At 71.4% G+C, this 14,339-nt stretch carries 10 protein-coding genes and 2 riboswitches; of the genes, 7 read left to right on the top strand and 3 right to left on the bottom strand.

The features are described 5' to 3' along the window. Positions 1-26 precede the first annotated feature (26 nt). On the top strand, positions 27-2,252 hold the full coding sequence (locus Bsp3421_RS21600; RefSeq protein WP_274003275.1) for a TonB-dependent siderophore receptor: 2,226 nt from the start codon (positions 27-29) through the stop codon (positions 2,250-2,252). Positions 2,253-2,421: 169 nt separating this feature from the next. Beyond that, entirely contained in the window at positions 2,422-3,264 is an 843-nt protein-coding gene (locus Bsp3421_RS21595) for a N(5)-hydroxyornithine transformylase PvdF (protein ID WP_274003273.1), read from the top strand. Positions 3,265-3,453: 189 nt separating this feature from the next. Here Bsp3421_RS21595 and Bsp3421_RS21590 read toward each other — a convergent pair whose 3' ends face one another. From Bsp3421_RS21590 to Bsp3421_RS21580, 3 genes are read right to left on the bottom strand one after another with little or no spacing between them, the layout of a single operon-like run. Further along, entirely contained in the window at positions 3,454-4,770 is a 1,317-nt protein-coding gene (locus Bsp3421_RS21590) for a cobyrinate a,c-diamide synthase (protein WP_274003271.1), read from the bottom strand. 4 nt (positions 4,771-4,774) lie between these two features. Beyond that, positions 4,775-5,377, bottom strand: a complete 603-nt coding sequence (cobO, locus tag Bsp3421_RS21585) for a cob(I)yrinic acid a,c-diamide adenosyltransferase (protein WP_274003269.1) — start codon at positions 5,375-5,377, stop codon at positions 4,775-4,777. Positions 5,378-5,405: 28 nt separating this feature from the next. After that, a complete protein-coding gene (locus Bsp3421_RS21580) occupies positions 5,406-5,807 on the bottom strand; it encodes a cobalamin biosynthesis protein (protein WP_274003268.1) in 402 nt (133 codons plus the stop codon). A gap of 141 nt (positions 5,808-5,948) precedes the next feature. Next, a riboswitch (cobalamin riboswitch) is annotated at positions 5,949-6,182 on the bottom strand. A gap of 81 nt (positions 6,183-6,263) precedes the next feature. Here Bsp3421_RS21580 and Bsp3421_RS21575 point away from each other — a divergent pair. The 5 genes from Bsp3421_RS21575 to Bsp3421_RS21555 all read left to right on the top strand — a co-directional run bounded on the left by Bsp3421_RS21575 (position 6,264) and on the right by Bsp3421_RS21555 (position 14,305). Beyond that, positions 6,264-6,761 carry a GFA family protein gene (locus Bsp3421_RS21575; protein ID WP_274003267.1) on the top strand — a complete coding sequence of 166 codons (498 nt, stop codon included), beginning with the start codon at positions 6,264-6,266 and terminating at the stop codon, positions 6,759-6,761. 19 nt (positions 6,762-6,780) lie between these two features. Next, positions 6,781-7,038, top strand: a riboswitch (cobalamin riboswitch). Between the two features lie 158 nt (positions 7,039-7,196). Beyond that, positions 7,197-8,258: a HoxN/HupN/NixA family nickel/cobalt transporter gene (locus Bsp3421_RS21570; protein WP_274003266.1), complete on the top strand. Its 1,062-nt coding sequence runs from the start codon at positions 7,197-7,199 to the stop codon at positions 8,256-8,258. 56 nt (positions 8,259-8,314) lie between these two features. Beyond that, on the top strand, positions 8,315-9,388 hold the full coding sequence (gene cobW / locus Bsp3421_RS21565) for a cobalamin biosynthesis protein CobW (RefSeq protein WP_274003265.1): 1,074 nt from the start codon (positions 8,315-8,317) through the stop codon (positions 9,386-9,388). Positions 9,389-9,395: 7 nt separating this feature from the next. Beyond that, positions 9,396-13,223 carry a cobaltochelatase subunit CobN gene (gene cobN / locus Bsp3421_RS21560; protein WP_274003263.1) on the top strand — a complete coding sequence of 1,276 codons (3,828 nt, stop codon included), beginning with the start codon at positions 9,396-9,398 and terminating at the stop codon, positions 13,221-13,223. Then, a complete protein-coding gene (locus Bsp3421_RS21555) occupies positions 13,220-14,305 on the top strand; it encodes an ATP-binding protein (protein WP_274003261.1) in 1,086 nt (361 codons plus the stop codon). The genes cobN and Bsp3421_RS21555 overlap by 4 nt, the downstream gene beginning before the upstream one ends. Positions 14,306-14,339: the final 34 nt, after the last annotated feature.

Below are 14,339 nucleotides of genomic sequence, written 5' to 3'. Positions count from 1 at the left end.
CGGCCGCCAAAGCAAATGGAGCAATGATGGAGTGGGCAACAGGCACGCGTCGGCGTGCGATCGCAGCCGCGGTGAGCGTGGCATTTTACGCAGCGGCAGCCAGCCAAGCGCACGCGCAAGCGGCGCAGCCAGCGAGCGATGCACAACAGCGGTCAAGCAAGACTTCAACCACGGACGCCAAGCCAGGCAGCACGCTGCCCGCTATCTCCGTCACCGCGTCGGGCGAGCAGGCGGCCACGGTCGGCCTCGTCGCGCGACGCAGCACGAGCGGCACCAAGACCGACACGCCGATCACCGAGATCCCGCAGACGATCAACGTCGTCACGGCGCAGCAGATCGAGGCGACCGGCGCGACCGACATCAACCAGGCCCTGCGCTACGTGCCGGGCTTCTCGACCTACGGCTCGGAGAACCGCTCGGACTGGTATTCGGTGCTGCGCGGCTTCACGCCGACCGTGTACGCCGACGGCCTGCAAGTGCCCAACACGCTGAATCTCGCGAGCTGGCGCATCGACCCCTACATGATCGACAGCATCACCGTGCTGCGCGGCCCGACCTCGGTGCTGTACGGGCAGGGTGATCCGGGCGCGATCATCGACGTGCAGACCAAGCTCGCGAACGGCGAGCGGATCCGCGAGGTCGGCATGCAGCTTGGCAACTACGCGCGCAAGCAGCTGTCGCTCGACGTGGGCGACAAGATCGACAAGGACGGCACGCTGTCGTACCGCTTCGTCGCGGTCGGCCGCGACGGCAACGCGCTGACCGGCCCGCACGGCGACAAGCGCTTCTCGGTCGCGCCGTCGGTGCGCTGGCAGCCGAACGCCGACACCTCGCTGACGGTGTCCGCGACCTACCTGCAGGACTGGAGCGACGCGTCGAACAACTTCCTGCCCGCGCAGGGCACGGTGCTGCCGAACCCGAACGGCCCGATCTCGGAGAACCTGTACGTCGGCGATCCGAACTATTCGTACTACCGCAAGAAGCAGTGGTCGGTCGGCTATCAGTTCGAGCACCGCCTGAACCCGGTGTGGACCTTCCGCCAGAACACCCGGCTCATGCACCTGTCGCTCGACAATGCGTCGGTGTACGGCGGCGGCCTCGACGCCTCGGATCCGACCCAGCAGACGATGACGCGCTATGCGGGCCTGTTCCAGATGAACTACAGCCGCTTCGACATCGACAACCAGGCGCAGGCGAAATTCCGCACCGGCCCGCTCGCGCACACGCTGCTGTTCGGCTTCGAGTACAACCGCCAGTCGACCACCGACAGCGAATGGCTCGCGCTCGCGCCGAGCCTGAACATGTACAACCCGGTGTACCTGCCGGTCACCACCGCGATCTTCGCCGGCCCGAACGCGTATCCGCGCACCGACATCAAGACGACGATGAATGCGTTCGGCGTGTACGCGCAGGACCAGATCAAGTGGCAGCGCTGGACCCTGACGCTCGGCGGCCGCCAGGACTGGGTCAACACCACCCAGAACGACATCGCGAACAGCCTGCAGCAGTCGCAGAGCGCGCACGCGTTCACCGGGCGGGTCGGCGTGACCTACGAGGGCGACTACGGGCTCTCGCCGTACCTCAGCTACTCGAGCTCGTTCAATCCGTCGGCGGTCGGCACCAAGATCACGGGCGGCGGCATCGCGGCGCCGACCAAGGGCCGCCAGATCGAGGCCGGCCTGCGCTGGCAGCCGCCGGGCAAGAACCTGATGCTGAACGCGGCGATCTACCAGATCAACCAGACCAACGTCGTGGTGCCGGACCCGAACGATCCGACCAACACCTACTCGGTGCAGGCGGGCGAAGTGCGGTCGCGCGGCATCGAGTTGAGCGCGGTCGGCAACATCACGCGCGAGCTGTCGGTGATCGCGGCCTATGTGTACCAGGACGTGAAGAACATCAAGGCCACCGACGTCACGCTCAACAACTGGCCGGTCGACATTCCGCGGCCGCGCCAGATGGCGTCGCTGTGGGGCGACTACACGTGGCGCACCGGCCCGCTCGCCGGGTTCGGGTTCGGCGCGGGCGTGCGCTATCAGAGCGCGGTCGCGGGCGCGGCGGACAACTCGCTGACGGTCGGCAGCTACACGCTGTTCGACGCCGCCGTGCACTACGAGCTGCGCAATTGGCGCTTCGCGGTCAACGCGACCAACCTCGCCAACCGGAAGTTCGTGAGCGGGTGCCAGTCCGCGAACGTGTGCTTCTACGGCAACGAGCGCACCGTGATCGCCTCGGCGCGCTACAACTGGTAAGCGGCGGCCGGCCCGGCGTCACGCGCGCCGGGCCGGCCGCGCGGTTCGCCGCGCACGCGGCCCGGCCGATCCGCCGGGCCGCGCGCGGCGCCGGCCCCGGAGCGACGCTCCGGATCCGCAACGACGGCGCGCCGATCGCGCGCCGCATCACTGGAAACTGATGACGGCCATGACGAAGAAGAAACTCGTATACATCTGGTCCCTGCGCAACGCGGCCGCCGACCGGGCGGGGCAGCAGGTCGAGTACAAGGGTGGCACGCGCTACATGAAGTCCGTGCTCGAATCGCTGGTCGAGGCGCTCAACGAGACCGAGCTGGGCGACCTGTACTCGCTCGAACGCGTGATCTACGACGACGACGCGGGCTCGCCGCTCGATCGCGAGAAGCTGCGCGAATACGGCTTCGCCTACGAGAGCGGCAAGCGCTGGTTCTATCCGCCGGCGCTGCGCGTGCAGGGCACGCCGGTCAATGACCTGCTGCAGGCGATTCCGTCGGAGTACCGGCGCGAGCCGCTCGATTCGCCGCTGCGGCCGGCCGGCAAGCAGGTGTTCGAGCGCCGCTTGCGCGATGCGCTCGACGGCCTGCACGCGGACCTCGTCGTGCTCGACGGGCTGCTCGTGATCCTCGACGAACTGGTGCGGCCGGGCGCGCCGTATTGCCGCAAGGTCGTCAACATCCATCCGGGCGTGACGCGCGCGGAATCGCCGTACGAGCGGCGCGGCGCGTATGCGACGCTCGATGCGCTGTACGGCGCGCGCGGCCAGAAGGTGGTCGACTGGAAGACGATGGCGACCGTGCCGGTCGAGCCGCTGTACCTGACGGGCGCGTCGTTCCATTACGTCGACAACGGCATCGATTCGGGCGAGGTGATCCACGACGTGCTGAACACCGAGATCGATCGCAACGACACGATCCTCGAACTGCGCTGGAACAATTTCAACCGCAGCCTGTTCCCGGCGCTGCACGAAGGGCTCGCGATGCTCGCGGGGCAGCCGGTCGGGCAGGAGGCTTGAGGCGCTGACGCCGCTGCGCGCGGCGTTCGGCGTTCGGCGTCGGCCTGGAGCGCCTCGTCGTGAAACAGCGGGGCTGCGCAGCACGGATTCACGAGTGGTGCGCATGGATGCGGCAGGGTTCGCGATGTTCGTGGGCCGACGGGCGGGCAGGAGGCCCGAGGCGCTGACGCTGCTGCGTTCGGCGTTGGCCTAGAGCATCTCGCCGCGGAACAGCGCCGCCGCGCAGCGCGGATTCGACGGCCAATACGCATGCATGTAGCTCGCGTGGATCGGGCCGTGGTGGTAGCGCGGCTCGCCGGGCGCGGGCGTCGCGTCGTCCGTCCCGCCGGGCCGGTGCGCGACGCCAGCCGGCGCGAGCGGCGTGGCGAAGCGCGAGTAATGGAACGCATGCCCGGCGAGCGCGCCCCAGCGCGTGTCGAGCGTTTGCATGCCGAGCGCCGCGAAGCGCCGCTGCATCGTGGCGTGGCCCGGCAGCAGGCCGAGCATCGGCGTGGTCGCGCCGTCCACACCGGTCAGCGTGTCGCACAGATAGAGCAGGCCGCCGCATTCCGCCACCACCGGCCGCCCGGCCGCGACGTGCGCGCGGATCGAGGCCGTGCTGCGCGCGTTGCCGGCGAGCCGAGCCGCATGCAGTTCCGGATAGCCGCCCGGCAGGTACAGCGCGTCGCATGCGTCGGGCAGCGTCTCGTCGGCAAGCGGCGAGAAGAAAGCGAGCCGCGCGCCCAGCGCTTCGAGCAGGTCGAGATTGGCCGGGTAGACGAACGAAAACGCGGCGTCGCGGGCGATCGCGATGCACCGGCCCGCGAGCATCGGGTCGAGCGCCGGCGCATCGTCGGGCGCATCGAAGTCGATCGCGGGCGGCAGCGCCGCGAGCGCGGTCCCGGCCAGCGCGTCGGCCGCGCGGTCGAGGCGCGCGTCGAGATCGGCGATGTCGTCGGGCTGGTGCAGCCCGAGATGGCGCGCGGGCAGCGCGAGCGCCGCATCGGCCGCGAGGTGGCCGAGCCAGCGCAGGTCGGCGGGCAGGGCGTCGCGCAGCAACTGCGCATGACGCGCCGAACCCACGTGGTTCGCCAGCACGCCGTGAAACGCGAGGCCCGGCTGGAAGCGCGCGAGCCCGAGCGCGACCGCGCCGAAGGTCTGCGCCATCGATTTGCCGGAGATCACGGCGGCCACCGGCACGTCGCAGGCGCGCGCCAGGTCCGCGCTGCTCGGCGTGCCGTCGTAGAGCCCCATCACGCCTTCGATCAGGATCAGGTCCGCGTCGCGCGCGGCCCGCGCGAGCAGCGCGCGGCACGCGTGCGCGCCGACCATGCCGAGGTCGAGCGTGTAGACGGGCGCGCCGCTTGCGCGCGCGAGCAGCATCGGATCGAGGAAGTCCGGGCCGGCCTTGAATACCCGGACCCGGCGGCCGAGCCGCCGATGCAGGCGCGCGAGCCCCGCCGTGACCGAGGTCTTGCCCTGGCCGGACGCGGGGGCGCTGACGAGCAGCGCGGGACAGGCGGCCATCGCGTCAGAATTCCACGCCGCGCTGCGCCTTCACGTGCTGTTCGCGATACGGGTGCTTGACGAGCCGCATCTCGGTCACGAGGTCGGCGGCCTCGATCAGCGCATCGGGCGCGTGGCGGCCGGTGACGACGACGTGCAGCTCGCTCGCGCGGCCCGCGAGCGTCGCGAGCACCTCGTCGAGCGGCAGATACTCGTACTTGAGCACGGTGTTCAGCTCGTCGAGGATCACCATCTGGTATGCGCCGCTGGCGATCATCCGGCACGCCTCGTCCCAGCCCTTGCGCGCGGTCGCGACATCGGCGTCGCGGTCCTGGGTGTTCCAGGTATAGCCGTCGCCCATCGTCACGAAATCGCATTGCGCGTGCGCGCCGAGGAAGTCGCGCTCCGAGGTGTGCAGCGCGCCCTTGATGAACTGCACGACGCCGAGGCGCATGTCGTGGCCGAGCACCCGCACGGCCATGCCGAACGCGGCCGTGCTCTTGCCCTTGCCGTTGCCGGTGTGGACGATCAGCAGGCCCTTCTCGACGGTCGCGGCGGCCTGTTTTTTCTCGTGGCCGGCGCGGCGGCGTTCGGTCATGCGCTGATGCGATTCGGGATCGGTTTTCATCGGAACGGGTCCTGTGAGGAAGGAAAAGTCAGAACGGGCCGGCGAGCGCGACCGTCACGCCGGCGTGACGCAGCTTGCGCACGCGCAGCGCCGCGCCGTGCGCGGCGAGCCGCGCGCACGGTTCGCACACGCCGTCGACGCCGAGCCGCGCGCGCGCGGCGGCCGACGGCGCACTGAAATCGTGCGCGGACGCGGCGGCCAGCCGCGCGGCGAGCGCGGCGCGCGGGAAGCCGGCGAGCGGCCAGCCGCGGCGCGCGCAGCAGGCGAGCAGGCCGGGTTCGCGCGCCTTGTCCTCGACGGTGGCGACGACCGCGATCTGCGCGGCCGTCGCGCCGGGCGCGCAGGCGAGCGCGGCGTGGATCGCCGCGTCGATCGCGTCGGCCGTCACGCCGGCGCGGCAGCCGATGCCGACCGCGAGCCGCGTCGTCATGCGCGGCGCGGCCCGGACGAGAAAGCGGGGCGGCGCGAAAGCAGGTGAGTCATCAGTCGATCGAAGCGAAACGCCGGCGCGCGGCCGGCGGAATTCAGCGCCCGGGACCGTTCCCTCGCGGGCCGGGCGTTCGGCGAGCGGCGCTCGCCCCGTGCGCTGGCCGGTATCCGGGCTGGCCGCCGGGGCGCCGCCGCCTTCCCGCCCGAGGTCGGACAGTGGCATGGAGCGGCGCCTGCGCACGCCGACACGGGCGCGCGCGGGCGGTTGACCGTTGCGGGGACAGCACAGGCCGGGCGGCGCGAGCCGCCTCCTGTTTCCCGTTTAACTGCGCGCGAAGGACATCGCACGCGGGCACCAGACGCGCGCATACGATAGCATAGGCGCGCGTCCGATCCGGCCCCGGGAGCGCGGCGCGACGCAGCCAATGACGATGACAATGACGAACAGGGAGATTCGATGAGCTTCACCCGACAGATCGGTTGTGCCTGCGGCGCGGTGCGCCTGCGCTTCGAGGGCGAACCGGCCGCGGCCGCACTGTGCCATTGCGAGACCTGTCGCCTGTTCTACGGCGTGGTGGTCTGGGCCGCGACCGCGTGGGACGCCGCGTGCATGGCGGTCGATGCGGACGGCGACGCGCTCGGCCGCCACGCGCATCCGACCAAGCGCATGGCGCGCCATTTCTGCCGCCGCTGCGGCGATGTGCTCTACGGCACCAACCGGCTCGGGATGCGAGTGGTGCCGAACGCGTTGTTCATGCGCGCGCACGACGGCGCGCTGCCCGCCGCGCTGCGGCCCACCATGCATCTGTTCTATCGCGTACGCGTGCTCGACCTCGACGACGCGCTGCCCAAGTACCTCGACGGCTGGGACGGCCCGTTATGGGACGGCCCGTCATGCGATGCCCCATCCCGGGGCGGCCCGCCGCACACGCCGGATGCGCCCGCCGCGCCTTGACGCGCCGGGCCCCCCCACCTACACTCGCAGGCGTTTTGGTGCTCGCGCGCGGGATCTTCGCGCGCAGTTAAACGGGAAACAGGGCGCGTCGCCGCATCGCGGCCGCCGCCAACCTGTGCTGCCCCCGCAACGGTAAGCGAACGCATCGCGCGAGCGATGCACCGCCCGCTTCGACGCGCGCCGCCCGGCGCGCGGATCCGCCACTGGACGCGTGCGCCCGGGAAGGCGAAGCGGCGTGTTCGCCAGCCCGGATACCGGCCGAGACATCGGGTTCAGCGCCGCGGGGAGGCGGCGCATTGTCCACGGCCGCGTCATGCCGAGCGCCGTCAGGCGGCCTCGATCGTTCCCGCCGCCATCGCCCGCGCGATGCCCGGCGTGACACGACGGCGGCGTGCCGGCGCGCTCCAGGGTCGACCGTTCGCACAGGGAAGCACCATGCTCAAGGCTTTTTTCCGTCTCTTCAACGACAGCCCGGCCGAGTTGCGCGCCAAGATCGTCGGCATCTATGCGCTGCTGATCGCGTTCAACATCGGCGCGTGGCTGTGGGCGTTCGCCGCGTTCCACGGCCAGCCGGTGCTGCTCGGCACCGCCTTGCTCGCCTATACGTTCGGGCTGCGCCACGCGGTCGACGCCGATCACATCGCGGCGATCGACAACGTCACGCGCAAGCTGATGCAGGAGCGCAAGAGCCCGCTCGGCGCGGGGCTGTTCTTCTCGCTCGGCCACTCGACCGTGGTGATCCTGCTGTCGGTCGCGGTGGCGCTGACCGCCGCGTCGCTCGCGACGCGCTTCGACGGCATGAAGGAATGGGGCGGCGTGATCGGCACGAGCGTGTCGGCGTTCTTCCTGCTGCTGCTCGCGTTCGCGAACCTGCTGATCCTGGTGTCGGTGCATCGCACGTTCCGCGCGGTGCGGCGCGGCGAGCCGCTCGTCGAGGCCGACCTCGACCTGCTGCTGAACCGGCGCGGCGTGCTCGCGCGGCTGTTCCGGCCGGTGTTCCGCGTGGTGTCGCGCAGCTGGCACCTGTATCCGGTCGGCTTCCTGTTCGGGCTCGGCTTCGACACCGCGACCGAGATCGCGCTGTTCGGCATCTCCGCGACCCAGGCGCAGGGCGGCATGTCGTTCTGGTCGGTGATGGCGCTGCCCGTGCTGTTCACGGCCGGCATGACGCTCGTCGACACCACCGACGGCATCCTGATGATGGGCGCGTATCGCTGGGCGTTCGTGCGGCCGATCCGCAAGCTCTACTACAACATGACGATCACCTTCGTCTCGGTGCTGGTGGCCGTGCTGATCGGCGGCATCGAGGCGCTCGCGCTGATCGCCGACAAGCTCGCGCTCAAGGGCGGCTTCTGGGATTTCATCGGCATGCTGTCGGATCACTTCGGCATCCTCGGCTACGGCGTGATCGCGCTGTTCCTGCTGAGCTGGCTCGTGTCCGCGCTGATCTACCGCTTCAAGGGCTACGACCGGATCGACGTGACGCTCGCCTCCTGAGGCCGCGCGATCCATCCCGCTTCCTTCTCATTCGACTACCTTCGACGGACTCCATCATGCAGATGCGCAAAATTCCCGTGACCATCGTCACCGGCTTCCTCGGCAGCGGCAAGACCACGCTGCTGCGTCACATCCTGTCGAACGCGGGCGGCCGGCGCATCGCCGTGATCGTCAACGAGTTCGGCGAGCTGGGCATCGACGGCGAGATCCTCAAGGGCTGCGGAATCGGCTGCGAGGACGCGGCGGGCGAAACGGCCGGCACGCTGTACGAGCTGGCGAACGGCTGCCTGTGCTGCACGGTGCAGGAAGAGTTCTACCCGGTGATGGAGGCGCTCGTCGAGCGCCGCGACGAGATCGACCACGTGCTGATCGAAACCTCGGGCCTCGCGCTGCCGAAGCCGCTCGTGCAGGCCTTCAACTGGCCGTCGATCAAGAACAGCTTCACGGTCGATGCGGTGCTGACCGTGGTCGACGGTCCGGCCGCGGCGAGCGGCCAGTTCGCGGAGAATCCTGGCGCGGTCGACGCGCAGCGCCGCGCCGATCCGAACCTCGACCACGAATCGCCGCTGCACGAGCTGTTCGCCGACCAGCTGTCGGCGGCCGACCTCGTGATCCTGAACAAGACCGACTTGCTCGATCCCGCGCACCTGGGCGCGGTCGAGGCGCTGATCCGCGACGAGATCCCGCCGCAGGTCAAGATCGTGCACGCGCAGCGCGGCGAGCTGGATCTTGCGACGCTGCTCGGCATCGAGGCCGCGTCGGAGGAAACCATCCACCTGCGCCACGATCACCACGGCTCGGCCGACGACGCCGATCATCATCACGACGCGTTCGACTCGGTGACGGTCGAGGCGCGCGTCGGCTCGCGCGAGGCCGCGCTCAACGCGCTGCGCCAACTGGTCGAGCACCACGCGATCTACCGCGCGAAGGGCTTCGCGGCCTTGCCCGGCGCGCCGATGCGGCTCGTGATCCAGGGCGTGGGCCGGCGCTTCGACAGCTACTTCGACCGCCGCTGGGCGGACGGCGAGGCGGACCTGAGCCGCTTCGTGCTGATCGGCGAGGATCTCGACCAGGCCGAGCTGCAGCGGGCGCTGGACGCGGCGCTCGCGGCCGAGCCGCAACAGGCGTAACGCACCGATGCATCTGCTGCGCACCACGCCGGGCGGCTTCGTCGACGACACCGAGGGCGTGATCCGGATCGACCAGCGTCCGGCCGACATCGTGATCCTCAGCTCGGCCGACACGACGCTGTCGCTGCTCGCGGCCGCGGTGCCGCGGCTGGGCGAGGGCTTTCCGAGCGTGCGGCTCGCGAACGTGACGTTCCTGCGCCAGCCCGCGTCGGTCGATTTCTACCTCGACGACGTGCTGCGCCACGCGCGCGTCGTCGTGATCGACCACCTCGGCGGCGAGAGCTACTGGCCGTACGGGATCGAGCAGGCGGTCGCGCTCGCCGCGCGCGCGCGGCAGTCGCTCGCGATGTTCTCGGGCGACCTGCAGGAAGACCCGAACCTGATCGCGAAAAGCACCGTCGATCCGGCGCTGTGCCGGCAGTGGTGGCGCTACCTGCGCGAGGGCGGCCCGCAGAACGCCGAGGCGCTGCTGCGCAGCATCGCGCACCACGCGCTCGGCCACGGCGCGGAGCCGCCGCCGCCGCGCCCGCTGCCGGCCGCCGCGCTGTACCACCCGGACCATCCGCACCCGACCAGCGAGGATTGGCGCGCGCGCTGGCGGCCCGGCGCGCCGGTCGTCGCGATCCTGTTCTATCGCGCGCACTGGCAGGCCGCCAACACGGCGGTGTTCGACGCGCTGTGCGAGGCGCTCGAACGGGAAGGGCTCAATCCCTTGCCGATCGCGGTGACGTCGCTGAAGGATACGCTGAGCCGCGCGGTGCTCGACGCGCTGTGCGCCGAGCATCGGGTCGCGCTCGTGCTGAACACCACGGCGTTCGCGGCGGGCGCGCTCGACGATCCGGCGCCCCCCGCGCTCGCGGGCGACGCGCCGGTGCTGCAGGTGATCCTGTCGGGCGGCAATCGCGACGCCTGGCAGGCCGATCCGCAAGGGCTGCACGCACGCGACATCGCGATGCACGTGGCGCTGCCCGAGGTGGACGGGCGCATCATCACGCGCGCGATCAGCTTCAAGGGGCTCGCCTATCGTTGTCCGCACACCGAAGTCGACGTGGTGCGCTACCAGCCGGACTCGGAGCGCATCGCGTTCGTCGCCGAGCTGAGCCGCCGCTGGTGCGCGCTGCGCACGCGCGCGAACGCCGACAAGCGGGTCGCGCTGATCCTCGCCAACTATCCGATGAGCGAAGGGCGGATCGGCAACGGCGTCGGGCTCGACACGCCGGCCTCGGCGCTCGGCGTGCTCGCGATGCTGCGCGAGGCCGGCTATCGGGTCGCGGACCTGCCGGCCGACGGCGACGCGCTGATCGCGCGCCTCACGGCCGGCGTGACCAACGATCCGGCGCGGCGCGCGCTGCGCCCGGCGTTCCAGAGCTATGCGCTCGACGACTACCGCGCGCGCTTCGCGCGCCTGCCGCAGGCGGTGCGCGACGCGCTGAACGCCCGCTGGGGGCCGCCCGAGGCCGACCCGACGCTGCGCCGGGAGCGCTTCACGATCGCGGGCTGGCGCGCGGGACACGTGTTCGTCGGCATCCAGCCTGCGCGCACCCGCGACGGCGACGACTACGCGAGCTATCACGACGCGGACCTCGTGCCGCCGCACGCGTATCTCGCGTTCTACTTCTGGCTGCGCGACGCGTTCGGCGTCGACGCGGTGATCCACCTCGGCAAGCACGGCAATCTCGAATGGCTGCCGGGCAAGAGCGTCGCGCTCAGCGACGCCTGCTGGCCGGACCTCGCGCTGGGGCCGCTGCCGCACCTGTATCCGTTCATCGTCAACGATCCGGGCGAGGGCAGCCAGGCCAAGCGGCGCGCGCAGGCGGTGATCATCGACCACCTGATGCCGCCCCTCACGCGCGCGGAGAACTACGGGCCGCTGCAGGACCTGGAGCGGCAGGTCGACGAATACTACGAGGCGCTGATGGTCGACGCGCGCCGCGCGAAGCTGCTGCGCAAGACGATCCTCGCGACCATCGTCGAACACCGCCTGCACGAGGAACTGAGCATCGAGGCGCCGCGCGACCCGGGCGGCGAGGATGCGCTGCTCACGCGCGTCGATGCGTGGCTGTGCGAGCTGAAGGAAGCGCAGATCCGCGACGGGCTGCATACCTTCGGCGCGTCGCCGCGCGGGCGGCAGCGGCGCGACACGCTGCTCGCGCTCGCGCGCTTTCCGAGCGGCGACGGCGCGGGCGCGAACGCGGGGCTGATCGGCGCGCTCGCGCGCGATCTCGCGCTCGGCGACTTCGATCCGCTCGCGGCCGACTGGGCCGCGGCGTGGACCGGCCCGCGGCCGGCCGAACTGCTGGCGTTCGGCGACGCGCCGTGGCGGCATGCGGGCGATACGCGGGAGCGGCTCGAATGGCTGGCCGCGCGCCAGGTCGCGCGGCTGTGCGGCGACGACGAGGCCGAGTGCGACGCATCCGCCGAGCCCGCGCCGGGCAGCGCCGCGTTCGCGGCGCGCTGGCCGCGTGCGCAGGCCGTGTTCGACCGGCTCGCGGGCACGCTGCTGCCGCGCCTCGATGCTTGCGGCCCGGAAGAGCTGACGCAACTGCGGCGCGGGCTCGACGGCCGCTTCGTGCCGCCGGGGCCGAGCGGCTCGCCGTCGCGCGGCCGGCCCGACGTGCTGCCCACGGGCCGCAACTTCTATTCGGTCGACACCCGCGCGGTGCCGACCCGGGCGGCCTGGACGATCGGCCTCAAGTCCGCGCAGCAGCTGGTCGAGCGGCACCTGCAGGAGCACGGCGACTATCCGCGCGCGGTCGGGCTCTCGGTATGGGGCACGGCCACCATGCGCACGGGCGGCGACGACGTCGCGCAGGCGCTCGCGCTGCTCGGCGTGCGGCCGAAGTGGGCGCACGGCAGCCATCGCGTGACCGATTTCGAGATCCTGCCGATCGAGATCTTCAACCGGCCGCGCATCGACGTGACCCTGCGCGTGTCCGGCTTCTTCCGCGATGCGTTCGCGAACCTGATGCACCTGTTCGACGCGGCGGTGCAGGCGGTGGCGGCGCTCGACGAGCCGGAGGACCTGAATCCGGTGCGCGCGCGGATCGCGCGCGAGGCGGCCGCGCTGGCCGCGCGCGGCATCGCGCCGGACGAGGCGCGCCGGCGCGCGGGCTGGCGCGTGTTCGGCGCGCGCCCGGGCGGCTACGGCGCGGGGCTGCAGCAGCTGATCGACGAACGGCGCTGGCAGACCGACGCGGATCTCGCCGACGCGTACCAGGCCTGGGGCGGCTACGCCTATGCGCAGAACAGCGCGGGCGAGGCCGCGCACGATGCGTTCGGCGCGCGGCTCGCGAGCATCGACGCGGTGGTGCAGAACCAGGACAACCGCGAGCACGACCTGCTCGACTCGAACGACTACTACCAGTTCCAGGGTGGCATGGCGGCCGCGGTGCGGCACCGCTCGGGACGGCAGCCGGGGCTGTATCACGGCGACCACAGCAATCCGGCCGCGCCGCGGGTCGGCACCTTGCGCGAGGAGATCGCGCGGGTGATCCGCTCGCGCGTGGTCAATCCGAAATGGATCGACGGCGTGAAGCGGCACGGCTACAAGGGCGCGGCCGAGATCGCGGCGACCGTCGACTACCTGTACGGCTATGACGCGACCGCGCGCGTGATCGCCGATCACCAGTACGCGCTCGTCACCGACGCCTACCTGAACGATCCCGCCACCCGCGCGTTCCTGCGCGAACACAATCCGCAGGCCCTGCACGGCATCTGCGAGCGGCTGCTCGAAGCGATGCAGCGCGGCCTCTGGCAGCAGCCGGGCGCCTACCGCGAGACCGTGGAGGCGCACCTGCTCGCGACCGAACAGCATCTGGAAGGAATCCGACGATGACGCACCCCGTTCACGCCGAGGCCGCGCGCCCGGTGTTTCCGTTCACGGCGCTGGTCGGCCAGGCGGCGCTGCAGCAGGCGCTGCTGCTCGTCGCCGTCGACCCGGGGCTCGGCGGCGTGCTGATCAGCGGGCCGCGCGGCACCGCGAAGTCGACCGCCGCGCGCGCGCTCGCCGAACTGCTGCCCGAGGGCCGCTTCGTCACCTTGCCGCTGTCGGCGAGCGAGGAGCAGGTGACGGGCACGCTCGATCTCGCGAGCGCGCTCGCCGACCATGCGGTGCGGTTCGCGCCGGGGCTGATCGCGCGCGCGCACCAGGGCGTGCTGTATGTCGACGAGATCAACCTGCTGCCCGACGCGCTCGTCGACACGCTGCTCGACGTCGCCGCGAGCGGCGTCAACACGGTCGAGCGCGATGGCGTCTCGCATCGCCACGCGGCGCGCTTCGCGCTGGTCGGCACGATGAATCCCGAGGAAGGGGAGTTGCGTCCGCAACTGCTTGACCGCTTCGGCCTGATGGTGGAACTCGACAATTGCTTTGAGCGCGGACAGCGGCAGGCGATCGTCAAGGCGCGGCTCGCGTTCGACGCGGACCCGGAAGGGTTTTGCGCGGGGCGGCGCGATGCGCAGGCGGCGCTGGCCGAGCGGCTGCGCGCGGCGCGCGAGGCGTTGCCCGCGCTTGAATTCGGCGATGCGGTGCATGCGCGCGTCAGCGCGCTGTGCATCGAGGCGGCGATCGACGGCCTGCGCGGCGACCTCGTGATGCTGCGCGCGGCGCGCGCGCTCGCGGCGCTCGAAGGCGCGGCGGCGATCGACGTCGCGCATGTCGAGCGGGTCGCGGCCGAGGTGTTGCGGCATCGGCGCGGCGTGCCGCCCGCGCCGCCGCGCGAGCCGCCCGCGCCGTCCGCGCCGCCGCGCGAGCCGGCCGCGATGCCGAACGACGCGCACGGGCAGGACGAGCCGGACCGAGAGCCGCCCGAGGCCGGACCGGCGGGCGGCGAGGGCGATTGGGGTTATCTGCCGCCCGAACCGGTTGCGACCGCAACGGTGAAGGGCGTGGTGCCGCTGCCGCTAAAAAAACGCTGAGCCATCGAACGGATGCCGCCGCTGCGTCGAGCAG

Origin of the sequence: Burkholderia sp. FERM BP-3421, assembly GCF_028657905.1 — a bacterium.
Classification (GTDB): Bacteria; Pseudomonadota; Gammaproteobacteria; order Burkholderiales; family Burkholderiaceae; genus Burkholderia.
Note: the sequence above shows the minus strand (reverse complement) of the source record. Positions and strands in the feature narration are given on the sequence as shown.